Source organism: Mycolicibacterium moriokaense (assembly GCF_010726085.1).
In the GTDB taxonomy this organism is placed as follows: Bacteria; Actinomycetota; Actinomycetes; order Mycobacteriales; family Mycobacteriaceae; genus Mycobacterium; species Mycobacterium moriokaense.
The window spans coordinates 359,832-373,619 of the sequence record NZ_AP022560.1 but is presented as its reverse complement, the minus strand read 5'-3'; the positions used below and the strand labels follow the sequence as shown (position 1 = coordinate 373,619).

16 protein-coding genes are annotated in these 13,788 nt (G+C 67.2%); 11 read left to right on the top strand and 5 right to left on the bottom strand.

Annotated elements, in window-relative coordinates; genetic code table 11:
* Window positions 1-16 precede the first annotated feature (16 nt).
* Both G6N43_RS01745 and G6N43_RS01740 read left to right on the top strand, forming a co-directional pair.
* Window positions 17-439, top strand: a complete 423-nt coding sequence (locus G6N43_RS01745) for a PPOX class F420-dependent oxidoreductase (RefSeq protein WP_083151803.1) — start codon at window positions 17-19, stop codon at window positions 437-439.
* A gap of 36 nt (window positions 440-475) precedes the next feature.
* On the top strand, window positions 476-1,600 hold the full coding sequence (locus G6N43_RS01740; protein ID WP_083151806.1) for an FAD-dependent oxidoreductase: 1,125 nt from the start codon (window positions 476-478) through the stop codon (window positions 1,598-1,600).
* Here the strand turns inward: G6N43_RS01740 and lipE are convergent, their stop codons facing one another.
* From lipE to G6N43_RS01725, 3 genes are all read right to left on the bottom strand, one after another.
* Window positions 1,601-2,839 carry a lipase LipE gene (lipE, locus tag G6N43_RS01735; RefSeq protein WP_083151808.1) on the bottom strand — a complete coding sequence of 413 codons (1,239 nt, stop codon included), beginning with the start codon at window positions 2,837-2,839 and terminating at the stop codon, window positions 1,601-1,603.
* A 20-nt stretch (window positions 2,840-2,859) separates the two neighbouring features.
* Window positions 2,860-3,387, bottom strand: a complete 528-nt coding sequence (locus G6N43_RS01730; protein ID WP_083151810.1) for an Rv1352/Rv1906c domain-containing protein — start codon at window positions 3,385-3,387, stop codon at window positions 2,860-2,862.
* A gap of 107 nt (window positions 3,388-3,494) precedes the next feature.
* Window positions 3,495-3,899 carry a heme-binding protein gene (locus G6N43_RS01725; RefSeq protein ID WP_083151813.1) on the bottom strand — a complete coding sequence of 135 codons (405 nt, stop codon included), beginning with the start codon at window positions 3,897-3,899 and terminating at the stop codon, window positions 3,495-3,497.
* A 281-nt stretch (window positions 3,900-4,180) separates the two neighbouring features.
* Between G6N43_RS01725 and G6N43_RS01720 the strand changes: the two genes are divergently transcribed.
* Together G6N43_RS01720 and G6N43_RS01715 are read left to right on the top strand one after the other, a co-directional pair.
* The gene (locus G6N43_RS01720; RefSeq protein ID WP_083152027.1) at window positions 4,181-4,594 is read left to right on the top strand and encodes a VOC family protein; all 414 of its coding nucleotides are present in this window, start codon (window positions 4,181-4,183) and stop codon (window positions 4,592-4,594) included.
* A gap of 2 nt (window positions 4,595-4,596) precedes the next feature.
* A complete protein-coding gene (locus G6N43_RS01715) occupies window positions 4,597-5,430 on the top strand; it encodes a rhomboid family intramembrane serine protease (protein WP_083151815.1) in 834 nt (277 codons plus the stop codon).
* Here the strand turns inward: G6N43_RS01715 and G6N43_RS01710 are convergent, their stop codons facing one another.
* Window positions 5,431-7,344, bottom strand: a complete 1,914-nt coding sequence (locus G6N43_RS01710; protein ID WP_083151818.1) for a potassium transporter Kup — start codon at window positions 7,342-7,344, stop codon at window positions 5,431-5,433. It lies immediately after the preceding gene.
* Between the two features lie 90 nt (window positions 7,345-7,434).
* Here G6N43_RS01710 and G6N43_RS01705 point away from each other — a divergent pair, with 90 nt between their 5' ends.
* Both G6N43_RS01705 and G6N43_RS01700 read left to right on the top strand, forming a co-directional pair.
* A complete protein-coding gene (locus G6N43_RS01705; protein WP_083151820.1) occupies window positions 7,435-8,244 on the top strand; it encodes a hypothetical protein in 810 nt (269 codons plus the stop codon).
* A gap of 68 nt (window positions 8,245-8,312) precedes the next feature.
* Window positions 8,313-8,837 (top strand): enoyl-CoA hydratase/isomerase family protein, encoded by a 525-nt coding sequence (locus G6N43_RS01700; RefSeq protein ID WP_179967952.1) that lies wholly within the window; start codon window positions 8,313-8,315, stop codon window positions 8,835-8,837.
* A gap of 48 nt (window positions 8,838-8,885) precedes the next feature.
* Here G6N43_RS01700 and G6N43_RS01695 read toward each other — a convergent pair whose 3' ends face one another.
* Window positions 8,886-9,545, bottom strand: a complete 660-nt coding sequence (locus tag G6N43_RS01695; RefSeq protein WP_083151823.1) for an O-methyltransferase — start codon at window positions 9,543-9,545, stop codon at window positions 8,886-8,888.
* Window positions 9,546-9,615: 70 nt separating this feature from the next.
* Here G6N43_RS01695 and G6N43_RS01690 point away from each other — a divergent pair, with 70 nt between their 5' ends.
* Genes G6N43_RS01690 through G6N43_RS01670 form a run of 5 tightly spaced genes read left to right on the top strand, consistent with a single transcriptional unit; the run spans window position 9,616 to window position 13,717 of the window.
* The gene (locus tag G6N43_RS01690; RefSeq protein ID WP_083151825.1) at window positions 9,616-10,581 is read left to right on the top strand and encodes a DUF4129 domain-containing protein; all 966 of its coding nucleotides are present in this window, start codon (window positions 9,616-9,618) and stop codon (window positions 10,579-10,581) included.
* On the top strand, window positions 10,578-11,060 hold the full coding sequence (locus tag G6N43_RS01685) for a hypothetical protein (RefSeq protein ID WP_083151828.1): 483 nt from the start codon (window positions 10,578-10,580) through the stop codon (window positions 11,058-11,060). The genes G6N43_RS01690 and G6N43_RS01685 overlap by 4 nt, the downstream gene beginning before the upstream one ends.
* Window positions 11,057-12,022: an AAA family ATPase gene (locus G6N43_RS01680; RefSeq protein ID WP_083151831.1), complete on the top strand. Its 966-nt coding sequence runs from the start codon at window positions 11,057-11,059 to the stop codon at window positions 12,020-12,022. Before G6N43_RS01685 ends, G6N43_RS01680 begins: the two co-directional genes overlap by 4 nt.
* A 10-nt stretch (window positions 12,023-12,032) precedes the next feature.
* Window positions 12,033-13,298: a DUF58 domain-containing protein gene (locus G6N43_RS01675; RefSeq protein WP_083151834.1), complete on the top strand. Its 1,266-nt coding sequence runs from the start codon at window positions 12,033-12,035 to the stop codon at window positions 13,296-13,298.
* The gene (locus G6N43_RS01670; RefSeq protein ID WP_083151837.1) at window positions 13,295-13,717 is read left to right on the top strand and encodes a hypothetical protein; all 423 of its coding nucleotides are present in this window, start codon (window positions 13,295-13,297) and stop codon (window positions 13,715-13,717) included. Before G6N43_RS01675 ends, G6N43_RS01670 begins: the two co-directional genes overlap by 4 nt.
* The last annotated feature ends 71 nt before the right edge of the window (window positions 13,718-13,788 follow it).

Genomic DNA, 13,788 nt, shown 5'->3' with positions numbered 1-13,788 from the left:
GGGAGTTGCCCAGCACATGACCTTTGACCCTCGCACCCTGCTCTCCGAAGCCAAGCTGGGCGTTCTGGCGACCATCAAGTCGAGCGGCTTGCCGCAACTGTCGCCGGTGACGCCGTACTACGACCGTGACGCCGACATCGTCTACGTGTCGATGACCGAGGGGCGTGCCAAGACCGCCAATCTGCGTCGGGATCCGCGCGCCGCGATCGAGGTCACCAGTCCCGACGGCTGGGCGTGGGCGACCGCGGAAGGCACCGTGACGCTCACCGGCCCGGGTTCGGATCCGCACGGTCCCGAGGTGGAGGCGCTCGTCGACTACTACCGCAGCGCCGCCGGTGAACACCCCGACTGGGACGAGTACCGGTCGGTGATGGTGTCCGACCGCAGGGTGCTGATGGCGTTGAAGGTGCAGCGGGTCTACGGCGAGAAGATTCGTTGACGACGGGCCGGCAGCGACCTGTCATGATGATCAGCTGTGAGCCGCAAACGCGTGGTCATCGCCGGGCTCGGAGACAGCGGCGTGCTGACTGCGATCAAACTCGCGAAGCATGCCGACGTCGTCGGGGTCTCGACCAAACCGGGCCTCGTCAGTGGGCAGGAGCTGGGCTGGCGTCTGTCCCGGCCGGCGGAGTGGGCCCGGCACAACTGGATCTCCTTCGACAAGTTCCGCGGCCTGGACCGTGTGCGCACCGTGCAGGGGACGCTGACCGGTGTCGACCTGGCCGCGCGCAAAGTCTTCGTCGACCGACCCGACGGGCTGACCGCCGTCGAACCGTATGACGCACTGGTGATCTCGACCGGCGTCACGAACGGCTTCTGGCGCCGACCCGACCTGCAGACGGCCGACGAGATCGCCGCTGGGCTGCGCGCCACCCACGACCGGCTGGCCGCGGCCGACTCGGTGATCGTCATCGGTGGCGGTGCGGCAGCGGTGAGCAGCGCCTACAACGTGGCGCGGACGTGGCCGGGTAAACGCGTCGACCTGTACTTCCCGGGTGAGCGCGCGCTGGAACACCACCACATCCGGGCGTGGGAGCGGGTGCGGGACAACCTGATCGAATACGGGGTTGGGCTGCACCCCGGTCACCGCGCGGTGATCCCCGACGGGTTCGCATGCGATGAGATCACCAGTGCGCCAGTTGAATTCAGCACCGGCCAGGCGCCCGCGGCCGCGGCCGCCGTGCTGTGGGCGATCGGCCGTGTCAAGCCCAACACCGACTGGCTGCCCGCCGAGCTTCTCGACGAAAACGGATTTGTTCGCGTAAACCCGGAGCTTCAGGTGCCCGGCCAGCCCGGCGTGTTCGCCGTCGGCGACGTCGCGGCCACGGATCCGCTTCGCACATCGGCACGTAACCGCGCCGACGGGTTGCTTGCGCGCAACATCCTGGCCGACTTCGAGGGGAAGCCGTTGCGGTCGTTCCGCCCCGCGAGTCGGCGGTGGGGCTCGGTGCTCGGCATTCAGCCCGATGGCCTGGAGATCTTCGCACCGAACGGAAAGCCGTTCCGCTTCCCCGCATGGACCTTCGAACGGATCCTGATGGCGTGGATCGTGCGGCGCGGCTTCTACCGCGGCATCCGCGAGAACCAGCCGCTGTCCTGATCAGGTGCGGGGGGCGAACTCTTTGGCGATGAGGTCCAGCAGCGCGGGGTAGCGCTTCGCCTCGCGATGGGAGCCGGGCTTACCGCTGCTGATGAGACCCGCCGCGAGTCCGCGCGCGGGGTCGGCCCACACCGCGATGTTGGTGAGGCCGGTGTGTCCGAACGCGTCGGGTGCACCTCGGCCGAACGGACCAAATCGATTGGAGCCCAGCATGTATCCCGTGCCCCAGCGCAGTGGTACCAGACCGGTGGCGACGTCGGGACGCAGCCGTCGGCACTCCTTCACCGCCGCCTTCAGCGTTTCCGGGCGCAGCACCCGAACGCCGTCGAGTTCTCCGCCCCGACGCAGGATTTCGGCGAACCGCGACAGCTCGTTGGCCGTCGAAACGGTGTTGGACGACGGCAGCACGCTGGTGAGGTACTGCGGCGAGTTCGAGAACGGGATGATCTTCTGCATCGAGCCGCCGACGGCGAGGCTGAACACCTTCGCCATGGGCGGTGGCAACGGTTTACCGGTGGCGTGGCTCGGCGCGACCAGCGGAACATCTTGGGGCGCAACGCCGTAATTCGTCCACCGGAAGCCGAGCGGGTCGAGGATCTCGGCGGCGAGGATGTCGCGGATGTTCTTCCCGGTGGCCGCCGAGACGATCTCACGCATCAGCGGACCCCACGTCAGGCCGTGGTAGATGTGCACGAGACCGGGCCGGTGCAGCGGCTTGATCTCGCCGAGCTTCTCGCGGGTGTAGTCGCTGTCGTCCATGCGCTTGAGGTCGGGACGTGGGCCGGTGTAGATCGGGATGCCCGCGCTGTGCGTCATCACGTGCCGGATGGTGGTGCGGTCCTTGCCGTGACTGGTGTAGCTCGGCAGGTAGTCGCAGACGCGGTCGTCCAACGAGAAATGGCCCCGCTCGACGAGCATGTGCACGACGGTGGAGGTGATCGCCTTCGCCGCCGAGTACGCACAGAACGGCGTATCCGTTGTGACAGGTACCTTTTCGGCGGCGGGCGGGTCATTGGGGCCGTTACCCCAGCCGTGGCCGATCGCACGGTTGATAACGACTTTCCCGTTGTGCCGCAGGCAAAGTTGGATCGCCGGGTGCATACCCGCCTGATACCAGTACCGGGCCGCCTGCCAGATCCGCTCGATTGACGACGGGTCGACCTCCGAATGGTCCTCCTCGCCGATGGCGGTGACGGAGTCGAGATCGGCCGGGACGCGGATGCGGCCGTCGCCGGTCACGGTCGTCTGCGCGGGGATCGTCAGGGTCCGGGTTTGGGGCCGGTCGGAGCCGGCTGTGAGGGCTGCGCCGGGGCGGGCTGCGCTGATCCGCCCGCAGGCGGGCCCGACGGCCCGGTCAGGACGAGTTTGCCGAGCTGAGCGAGCACGTCCATCGGGTTGCCTTGCGCCGGCACCGGCTGGTTGGTCAGCTGCCAGGGTTGGCAGTCGGTGGTCGTGAACGACGTATCGGTGGCCAGGATCTGCACTACCTGCGGTTTCTTACTCATCGCGTTGTCGACGAGCTCGTCGCCGCTGGTGCGCTTCCAGTAGCAGGCGCCGTCGGGAACGGGACCGGCCGAGGCGTACGTGCCCGGCACGATGTCCTGTCCGACGACGAACGTGCCGTTGGCGTCGATAGTTGTCTTCGGACCCGGCGGGGGTGCCGCCTCGGTGGTGGGGTCAGCTGGGGGCGCCGGCTCCTCGGAGGGCTGCGCATACACCTGACCAGCAGTAACGCCAGCCGCGATGAGCAGCGCCGCGGTGAGCGCAGCGGTTCTCGTCGGCCTCATATCAAGTCAGTCTAAGCGGCGCCGGAAAGTGTTACTTCCACGCACGAAGAACCCGCCGTCACAACGGGCGTGTGACGGCGGGTTCCCGTGAGCCGGCTTACTCGATCTCAGCCGGCCATGAACTGGTTGTATGCCGACGCAAGGTCCGGCGGCAGCACGGCGACGTTGCACTGGCTCTGCTTGTCACCGATCGGCGCCAGAATGCCGCGCAGGTCGTAGTACTCCTGCGGGTTGGCGGTGAAGTAGCCGCGCAGCGTCGTCGCCGCCTGATCGCGCGGCTGGCTGAACGCAGTCGTCACCGCCGCATTCGCGGCCGGGTGGCTGGCCAGGTAGTTGCGGGCCGCGCCGGTCGCCGAGCTGACGGTGCCGGACACCTCACTGGCGCTGCACCCGTCCGGAGTCGCCATGGCCGACGGTGCGGCGATGGTTGCTAGCGCCAGCCCCCCGAGGACCGAACCTGCTGCACATGCGCCGACGATCCGTCGACGCGCCTGGATATCACTGAACTTCATGTACCTTTTCTTCCTTCGTATCGTTTCGTGATTCCCCCGTTCCCGAAATCCACGGTAGCGAAACAGAACACGTGCAAACTGTGCGCGCAGCGGCGCTCCTGCCTGCGCTGACGGTGTTACATACGCAGGACGTGATTCATACCGCAATTTCGACCGCATTCGATAAGTCCTCGGCCAGATCGCCGGACAGATCTTGAAAACTCTCATGATTTGCCGGGCACCCTTAATTGATCGTGATGTCGATAGTGACCGAATCGTGACGGGTGCGGGCATGGATCATGGTGGTCGTGAAACTGGATCTGCTCTCACCGGGTATCGAGGTCGGGCTCGTGACCACGAATCTCGACGCGATGGTCGATTTCTACGAGGGTTTCCTCCAGCTGGAGTTCCAGGGGGAGATCGCGTTTCCCGGTGGTTCGCAACGCCGCTACTCGCTGGGCGGCAGCGTCCTCAAGCTGGTGACGTACATGACACCGCCGCCGCTGCCTGCGACCCCCGGTGGCGGACGCGCGGCGGCCGGGGTCCGGTACTTCACGATCGGGGTGAAGGATCTGACCGGGTTGTCGAAGGTCTTCGCGGAATCGCCGTACAACGTGGTGGAGCCACTCACCGAGTTCGAGCCGGTGCCGGGCATGGGGTGGATGTTCGTCGCCGATCCCGATGGCAACTGGATCGAACTGTTCGGCACGCTGTAGACATGACGACCCCGGCGCAGGCGCCGACCTGCTATCGGCACCCCGACCGCGCGACCTACGTGCGGTGCACCCGCTGCAACCGCTACATCTGCCCGGAGTGCATGCGCGACGCCGCGGTGGGGCATCAGTGCGCGGAGTGCGTCGGCGAGGGCGCCAAGACGGTGCGGCAGGTGCGGACGCACTTCGGCGGCGCCCCGGTGCGCACGCCGATGGTCACGTACGTACTGATCGCGATCAACGTGGTGATGTTCGCGCTGCAGATGGTGTCGCCGGAACTGCAGCGCGAACTCGTGCTGTTCTCGCCCGCGGTGGCCGACGGCGAGTGGTACCGGCTGCTGACGTCGGCGTTCCTGCACTACGGCCCGATGCACATCGTCTTCAACATGTGGGCGCTGTATGTGATCGGACCGCCGCTGGAAATCGCGCTGGGCCGGGTGCGGTTCGTCGCCCTGTATCTGATGAGCGCACTCGGTGGCTCGGTGGTGGTCTACCTGTTGTCGACGCTCGGCGCCCAGACTGCGGGGGCGTCGGGTGCGGTGTTCGGTCTGTTCGGCGCGACGTTCGTGATCGGCAGACGGCTGAACATGGACACCCGCTGGGTGATCGGCCTCATCGTGATCAACCTGGTGATCACGTTTGTGGTGCCGAACATCAGTTGGCAGGGCCACCTCGGCGGTCTGGTCACCGGCGCGGTGATCGCCGCCGCGTACGCGTACGCACCGCGAAACTCCCGTAACGCCGTCCAACTCGGCGCGACGGTCGCCGTGCTGCTCCTGTTCCTGGTGCTGATCTGGTGGCGTACAGCGACTCTGCTCTCACTGTACGGCGTGGCCTGACTAGACCTCGATACGCGAGCCGACGATCACCGTGCGGCTCAGTGGGAGCCCGAAATGCGCTGCCGCGTCGGCGGTGATGTGCGACGTGGCGATGAACAGTCGCTTGCGCCACGCCGGCATCGTGTGGGCATCGCCCATGCACAAGTCGAGTTTCGACAGGAAGTACGACGCGTTCTCCAGGTCGATGGGTCCTTCGGTGTCCTCGGCACTCAAGAGCGCCAGCGCATGCGGGACGTTCGGCCGTTCCATGTACCCGAAGCGCGCTTCCACGTGGACGATTCCATCTTTGGCGTAGCCGAGGTCGTCGTGACTCATGCGTTCTGAGTCGGGCACCCGCGGGACGTTCGCGGTCTCGACCGACACGATGATGACGTGTTCGGCCAACACGTGGGTGTGATCGACGATCGCGCGCATCGCCAGCGGGGCGGTGTCTCTGCCTCGGTTGAGGAACACCGACGTGCCCGGTATCCGGACCAGAGGAGGATCGCGGTGTACCAGCTCGTCGACGAACTCGCGTAGCGGTCCTTCGGCCTTTTCCCTTGCACGCGTGACGATTCGGCGGCCCTTCTGCCACGTCGTCATGACAGTGAAGGTGAGGATGGCGATGGTGAGCGGTAACCATGCGCCGTGCACCAGCTTGGTGAGGTTGGCCGCGAAGAACATCAGGTCCACGACGAGCAGCAGGCCGCCGCCGAGGAGCACACCCCACAGCGGCCAGCCCCACCGTGTCCGGGCGTAATACAAGAAGAGCGTGGTGGTGATCGTGATGGTTCCCGTCACCGCCATGCCGAACGCGTACGCCAGCGCCGCGGAACTGCGGAACGCGAAGACCAGGATCAGCACCGCGATCATCAGGGTGGCGTTGATCCACGGCACGTAGATCTGACCGATCGTCGACGCCGAGGTGTGTTCGATGCGCAATCTCGGCAGATAGCCGAGTTGCGCGGCCTGCGACGCCACCGAGAACGCGCCGGTGATCACCGCCTGCGACGCGATGACCGTCGCCGCTGTTGCCAAGAGCACCATGGGAATCCGCGCCCACTCGGGGGTCAGGAGGAAGAACGGTGCGGACACGGTGGATTCGTCGGCCAGCACCAGGGCGCCCTGACCGAAGTAGTTCAGTGTGCAGGCCGGCAGCACGAGGCCGAGCCAGCCGACTGTGATCGCGCGCCTGCCGAAATGCCCCATGTCGGCGTACAGCGCCTCGGCGCCGGTGACCGCAAGGACGATCGCGGCGAGCGCGAAGAACGCGATGTGGAAGTGGTCGACCATGAACGTCAGCGCGTACGTCGGCGACAGCGCCTTGAGGATCTCGGGGTTGTCGACGATGCCGCGGATCCCGCATGCGCCGATCGCCGTGAACCACAGGACCATCACCGGACCGAAGAACCGTCCGACGGTGGCGGTGCCGCGACTCTGCACGGAGAACAGCGTCACGATGATCACCGCCGTGATCGGCACGATGAAGTCGCGAAGGTCGGGGTCGATGACATTCATTCCCTCGACGGCGGAGAGCACCGAGATCGCCGGGGTGATCATGCTGTCACCGAAGAACAACGCGGCCCCGAACACCCCCGCCGCGGCGAGCATCGCCGAGGTGCGTCGCCCCCTGCCGCCCGTCCAGCGGCGCAGCAGCGTGATCAGCGCCATGATCCCGCCCTCGCCGTTGTTGTCGGCGCGCATCACGAGGGTGACGTAGGTGAGCGTGACGATGATCATCACCGACCAGAAGATCAGCGAGACCACGCCGTAGACGTTGTGGTGGGCCACCGGCACCGGATGCGGGTCGTGCGGGTTGAACACGGTCTGCAGCGTGTAGATCGGGCTGGTGCCGATGTCGCCGAACACGACACCCAGCGCCGCGACGACCACGGCGAGCCGCAGCGTCTGAGCGGGGCCCGTCGCTGTTTGCACTCCAAGATCATTGCCGAGTGCACGCTTGTTTGCGGGTCAACTCGCGGCCGATGTGAACTCCTACCGTGCACTCGAGACGATGATGGTGATATGGCGGACGATGACCTCCCCGACCTGGACACGTTGTATGGCGCGAAGCTGGAGGACTTCACCCCCTTGCGCACGAAGCTCGCCGCGGAGGCCAAGAAGCGCGGCGATGCGGAGGCGTCGAAGCGGATCGCGGCGGCGCGTAAGCCCACGACCGCGGCGCATGTCGTCAACGTGTTGGCGCTCGACGATCCGGCGGTCCGGCGGCGTCTCACCGAGCTGGGGCAGCAACTGCGCGACGCCCACGCGAGCATGGACGGCGCTCGTATTCGCGAGCTCACGGCCGAACAGCGGCGTCTCATCGACGAACTGACGCGAACCGCATTCAAGAAGGCCTCGGTCAGTTCGCCGACGAGCGCGCTGCGCGACGACGTCACCGCCACACTTCAGGCGGCGATCGCCGATCCCGAGGTCGCCGCACGCTTGGGCCGTCTCGTGAAGGCCGAGCAGTGGTCGGGGTTCGGCGAGTTCGGTGACACTGCAATCGTTTTCAAGCCCACGAAGAGTAAGGCCGAGAAGAAACCCGCCCCGCCGCCGAAGGAGCCCGACGACGACATCGAGGAACGGCGCAGAAAGCAACAGGCACGCGCGGATCTCGCTGCCGCCGAACGCGCCAAGGCCGACGCCGACGCGGCACTCGACGAGTTGCAGTCCGACCTGGCGACCGCACGGTTGCGCCGCGATGACGCACGCAGGCGGCTGAAGGAGGCCGAAACCGCGCTCACCGCAGCCGAAGACGCCTACGAACAGGCTAAGCAGAACAGCCGCGACGCGGCGGCCGCGGTCAAGGAAGCAAAGGCGAAACTCAAGTGATTTCGGCGTGTTTAGTCTCGCTGAGAGTGACCCAGCACGCCGAAATCGCATAGACAGAAGGGGTTGCGATGGACGTTGAGGTAATTGACGGGGTATCGGTCCTGCGATTGAACCGTCCACCGGTCAACGCCCTCGACCTCGAACTCGTGACGGACGCGGTGGAGACGCTCGGCAGGCTCGAGGGGCCCGTCGTGATCACCGGGACGGGCAAATGTTTCTCGGCCGGCGTCGACCTGCGCGCCGTGGCCGAAGGCGGGCGTGAGTACACGGACCGGTTCCTCGACGTCATGCCTGCGTCGTTCCTCGCGGTGTTCGACTATCCCGGGCCCGTGGTGGCGGCGATCAACGGGCACGCCATCGCCGGCGGCTGCGTCATCGCGATGGCTGCGGATGTGCGGCTGATGTCCGCCGGCACTATCGGTCTCACCGAGGTCGCGGTCGGCGTGCCGTTCCCGGCGGCCGCCCTGGAGATCTGCCGCTACGCGATGGGGGACATCGGCGTCGCACGCGATGTTGGGCGCGCAGAACGTCGACGCGCAGACCGCGTTACAGCGCGGGTGGATCGACGCCGTGGTGTCGCCCAGCTCAAGTGATTTCGGCGTGCGCAGTCTCGCTGAGCGAGACCCAACACGCCGAAATCGCTAAATTCGGCAGCTGATTTCCATGCTGTCGGCGTCTCGGGCGGGGAAACTCACGCTGACATAGCCGTTCGCGGGGTCGCGCACATAGTCGAGGTAGGACTGCAGCTCGGCCATCGACGTGTTGTCGGCGACTACGAGTGTGCCCGGCGACAGTCGTGGTTCGAGGAGCTCGAGCACCGGAACGTACAGCTCTTTCCAGCCGTCGAGCAGGACGAAATCCACAGGCCCGTCGAGGTTCTGCAGACTGGCCAGCGCGTCGCCCTCCAGAACCTCGATGAGGTCGTCAAGCCCGACCTCGGCGAACGTCTTCTTCGCGGCGGTCACCTTCGCGGCACTGAGCTCGGTGGTGACGACGCGGCCTGCGCCGTTGTCGCGCACCGCCGACGCGAGGTGTATCGCCGAGATTCCGAGCGACATGCCGAACTCGACGATCGTCGCCGGCCGGGCCGCGCGCACAAGCGCGTACAGCAGCCGTCCTGCGTCCGGCGTCACCGGCAGGTAGTACTCGCTTAGCGCATCCGCCCGTTCCTGGGGACTCGCCGACGCCAGGCGGGAGAAGTCGGTGGCACCCGAGCTCATCGCGGCGAACTGTTCGGCCGATTCGGCGTACATGCGCTCGAGCGCGGCGGCGACTTTCGGATCTTGAAGTGTGGAGGTCACGCCATCGAACCTATCCACCCGATCTGAACGGATCCTGAGGGACCGCGTGCCAGGATGAGGTTGAGGGGACATGACCGGCATCGACAGGTCGATACAGCGCGTGGTCGTCGTGATCGCGCTCATGGCCGTTGCCGCAATCGCGCTACGCGGATTCATCCCCGGCGCCGAGCCCATCACCGAGCGGGAACGGCCCGCGAGTAATCCAGCGGCGCTGGTCATCGTCATCGTGATGGTCTGCGCAGCAGTCGCGATCATCGCGTTCGCTATCGTCTTCCGGCTGCGTGATCGCACGGCGACCCACGCTTCGGCGGCGCCCCTGCCGCGGGGTGCGGGTGGTGTCGGACGGCCGAGCTGGCGCTTCACCTTGGTCGTGCTCGCGCTGGTCATCGCCTGGCTGCTGCTCGTGCTGCTGTTGATGCGGCTGGGCGCGTCCCCCGATCAGCCCGTCGCCGAGACGCCGGCCGGCCCGGCGACGAGCACTGCCTCGCCTGACGCGGCTCCAGGGACAACTCCCGCGGACCCCGATCCCGAGTCGGACTCCAACGTCATCGGCTACCTGATCCCGCCGATGCTGATCCTGATGGTCCTGGTGATCGTGGGAACCGCGATCGCGTCGCGCAGACAACGGCTCGGTCCCGCCCGGTACACCGAGGACAATGACGACAGCCCCCCGACGACGACCGCGACGGCCGGCGACTCCCTCGTCCGCGCCGCCGAAGTCGGGCTCGCCGAGATCGTCGACCGCACCCGCGAACCGCGCGAGGCGATCATCGCCTGCTACGCCGCCATGGAACGCGAGCTGACGATGGTGCCCGGCGCGGCGCCGCTGGACTGCGACACCCCCTCCGAGGTACTCGCCCGCGCCGTGCACAACCGGGCGTTACGGGCCGACAGCGCGACCGAGTTGGTCGAGCTGTTCGAGGAGGCGAGGTTCTCTCCGCATGTGATGACCGAGGCTCACCGCGACGCGGCCATGGCGGTACTGGAGCGGGTGCTTGCCGAGCTGCCCGACGGCAGCACGAGGAGCCGCCCATGAAAAAGCTTGTCGCAGCGGGGTTTATGTTGGTCGCGGGCACTCAACTGCTGGCGCTCGCGGGCACAGATCGGCGTGTGATCCTCATCATGTCGGGCATCGCCGTCGCCTGCGCGCTGCTCGCCGTGCGCTGGTACCTGGCGCGTGAATTCGACGTCGATGCCGAGGAGCGGCGCGACGACGCCGCAGAGTCCTTGCGCCGCTGGCTGTCTCGCACCGAAACGCTGATCGGCCAGGCCGACGCCACCCGCAGGGACTGGGACCGCCACCTGCGGCCCACGCTGGCGCGGCAGTTCGAGATGGCGACGGGACAGAAGCGTGCCAAGGACCGTGCCGCCTACGACGCGACGGGACGGATGCTGTTCGGCGCCGAGCTGTGGGCGTGGGTCGATCCCGAGAACGTCTCACGCAGCGGCGTCGCCGAGCCCGGACCCGGGCGTGAAGCGCTCGACGAAATACTGCAACGGTTGGAGCAGGTATGACGGAGTCCCTGCCGGGAGCCACCACCACCGCGAACTGCGAGGCCGTTCTCGACGAGATCGCCAGGGTGGTGGTCGGGAAGCGGGGCGCGCTCACCCTGATCCTCACCACCGTGCTGGCCGGCGGTCACGTGCTCATCGAGGACCTGCCTGGCCTCGGCAAGACGCTGATCGCGCGGTCGTTCGCGGCCGCGCTTGGCCTGGAGTTCAAACGCGTGCAGTTCACGCCCGACCTGCTGCCGGCCGACCTGCTGGGTTCGACGGTGTACGACATGCAGTCCGGCCGGTTCGAGTTCCGCGCCGGACCGATCTTCACGAACCTGCTGCTCGCCGACGAGATCAACCGGACCCCACCGAAGACCCAGGCGGCACTGCTCGAGGCGATGGCCGAGGGTCAGGTCAGCATCGACGGCATCACGCACACACTGCCCGCGCCGTTCATCGTGCTGGCCACCGACAACCCGATCGAGTACGAGGGCACCTATCCGCTACCGGAGGCTCAGCTGGATCGCTTCACCATCCGGCTCGAACTGCGCTACCTCTCCGAGCCGGAGGAGGAGTCGATGCTGCGCCGCCGCATCGACCGCGGCTCCGCCGAACCGACAGTGCATCAGGTGGTCGACGCGCACGAACTGCTCGCAATGCGTGAGTCGGTGGAAGAGGTCACCGTTCACGACGACGTGCTCCGCTACGTGGTGTCACTGGCCGCGGCGACCCGCCAGCATCCGCAGGTCGCGGTCGGCGCGAGCCCACGGGCCGAGCTCGATCTCGTACAACTGGCCCGCGCTCGTGCACTGCTGCTGGGCCGCGACTACGTGATTCCCGAAGACGTGAAATCGCTTGCCGTGCCGTCGATGGCGCACCGCATCAGCCTGCGGCCCGAGATGTGGGTGCGTCGGGTACACGGCAGCGACGTGGTGGAGGAACTGCTGCGGCGGCTTCCCGTTCCGCGGACCAAGGCGTGATCGAGACCCAGTGATCGAGATCCGGAAAACCGAGGCGCAGTTACGTTGGCGCCCTTCGCCTCTCACGCTCGCACTACTCAGCTGTGTGGCCGTGTTACTCGGCGCCGCGGTCATCGGCTCACTGTGGCAGCTCGTCGCGTTCGCCGCGCCACTGCTCGGTGTGGTGTGTTCGATCGGATGGCAGCGGCCGGTCCCCGCGGTCGCTGTACATGCCGACCCCGGGTCGCACCGCTGCTTCGAAACCGAGTCGGCGCAGGTGCGGGTGTGGGCAACCGCCGAACCCGAGTCCGACTTCGACGCGCTGGAACTCACGGCGGCGGTACTGCCGGCGATGCGAATAGAGAAGCTGGACAGCCGATCTCGAGTGAGCCACACACTGGTCGCCGTCGCAGACCGGTGGGGGCGGTACCCGATTCAGGCCAGAGTGACCGTGGGCGCGCGGGGCGGACTGCTGCAGGGAACGAGCGTCGTCGACGCCGCCGACGTCTATGTGTTTCCCGTGGCGCCGCCGCAGTCGACGTCGATTCCCCGCACCGACCTGCTCGACCGCCTCGGCACCCACCTCACCCGACACATCGGGCCTGGCGTCGAATACGCCGACGTCCGCCGATACGTACCCGGCGACCAGCTGCGCACGGTCAATTGGCCGGTCAGTGCGCGACGCGGCAGCCTGCACGTCACGCAGCGACTGACCGACCGCGCCGCCGACGTCGTCGTGTTGGTGGACAACTATCCGCAGCCCGCCGGACCCGCCACCGAGGCCACCGACCGCACCGTGCGTGGCGCGGTCCAGGTCGTCCAGAGCGCGCTGCGCTTCGGTGACCGGGCGGGGATCGTCGCGCTCGGCGACCGTCACCCACGCTGGCTCGGCGCCGACATCGGGCGCCGCCAGTTCTACCGGGTACTCGACGCGGTGCTGGCCGTCGACGGCGGATACGAGACCACGCCGGGCACCTTGGCGCCGCGCGCGGCGGTGCCGCCGGGCGCGATCGTCGTCGCGTTCTCCACGCTCATCGACACCGAGTTCGCCTTGGCGCTGATCGACCTGCGCAAGCGCGGCCACACCGTAGTGGCCGTCGACGTCCTCGAAGGAGCCCCGTTCAAGGACGAGATCGACCGCGTCGTGGCCCGGATGTGGTCGCTGCAAAGGTCGTTCATGTACCGCGATATGGCCACGATCGGTGTCGACGTCGTCGCCTGGCGTTCGGTCGACACGCTCGACATGGCGATGCAACTTGTGCCGGATCACCGTCGTACGGCTGGGAGGCAGCGGTGAACCGCGCACTGTCAACCGCCTTCGGCCTCGTGATGGTCGCGGCGGTTTCGGTGCAGGCCGACGACGCTGCACTGATCGCAGCGGGACTGGCCACGGTTGCAGTGTTGACAGGCAACGTCTTTCGCTCCGCGGCGACGATGGCGGTCCTCCTGACCGCTGCGGCGTTGGTGCTCAACGAGACGCCTGCGATGCTCGCCGCCCTGTCCGGACTCTGCGCGGCGTGCTATCTGGTGCTCCGGCATACTGCGACCATCACCGCGCCGACGGTTATTGGCGCCGTGGGGTTTACGGCGGTGGGTCTGGCGGCGGTGTCGTTACCGCTTGAACTGCCGTGGGCGCCGCTGCTTGCACCGCTTTCCGTCCTCGGGTTGGTCGCGCTCGTGACGCGGCCGTTCTGGGCAGACCGCACCTCCCGATAGCGCGAACCCCTCGCCGAGCGTGCAACGCGACCGCTATGTTTGCGGGGTACACCCGCGCGTGGTGCGCGAAA

What these genes read in the sequence shown, in the direction of transcription:
- G6N43_RS01685 (WP_083151828.1), top strand. Translation starts at nt 10,578, where the DNA reads ATGAAAAAGCTTGTCGCAGCGGGGTTTATGTTGGTCGCGGGCACTCAA.
- G6N43_RS01705 (WP_083151820.1), top strand. Translation starts at nt 7,435, where the DNA reads ATGGCGGACGATGACCTCCCCGACCTGGACACGTTGTATGGCGCGAAG.
- G6N43_RS01680 (WP_083151831.1), top strand. Translation starts at nt 11,057, where the DNA reads ATGACGGAGTCCCTGCCGGGAGCCACCACCACCGCGAACTGCGAGGCC.
- G6N43_RS01725 (WP_083151813.1), bottom strand. Translation starts at nt 3,899, where the DNA reads ATGAAGTTCAGTGATATCCAGGCGCGTCGACGGATCGTCGGCGCATGT.
- G6N43_RS01715 (WP_083151815.1), top strand. Translation starts at nt 4,597, where the DNA reads ATGACGACCCCGGCGCAGGCGCCGACCTGCTATCGGCACCCCGACCGC.
- G6N43_RS01745 (WP_083151803.1), top strand. Translation starts at nt 17, where the DNA reads ATGACCTTTGACCCTCGCACCCTGCTCTCCGAAGCCAAGCTGGGCGTT.
- G6N43_RS01690 (WP_083151825.1), top strand. Translation starts at nt 9,616, where the DNA reads ATGACCGGCATCGACAGGTCGATACAGCGCGTGGTCGTCGTGATCGCG.
- G6N43_RS01730 (WP_083151810.1), bottom strand. Translation starts at nt 3,387, where the DNA reads ATGAGGCCGACGAGAACCGCTGCGCTCACCGCGGCGCTGCTCATCGCG.
- G6N43_RS01700 (WP_179967952.1), top strand. Translation starts at nt 8,313, where the DNA reads ATGGACGTTGAGGTAATTGACGGGGTATCGGTCCTGCGATTGAACCGT.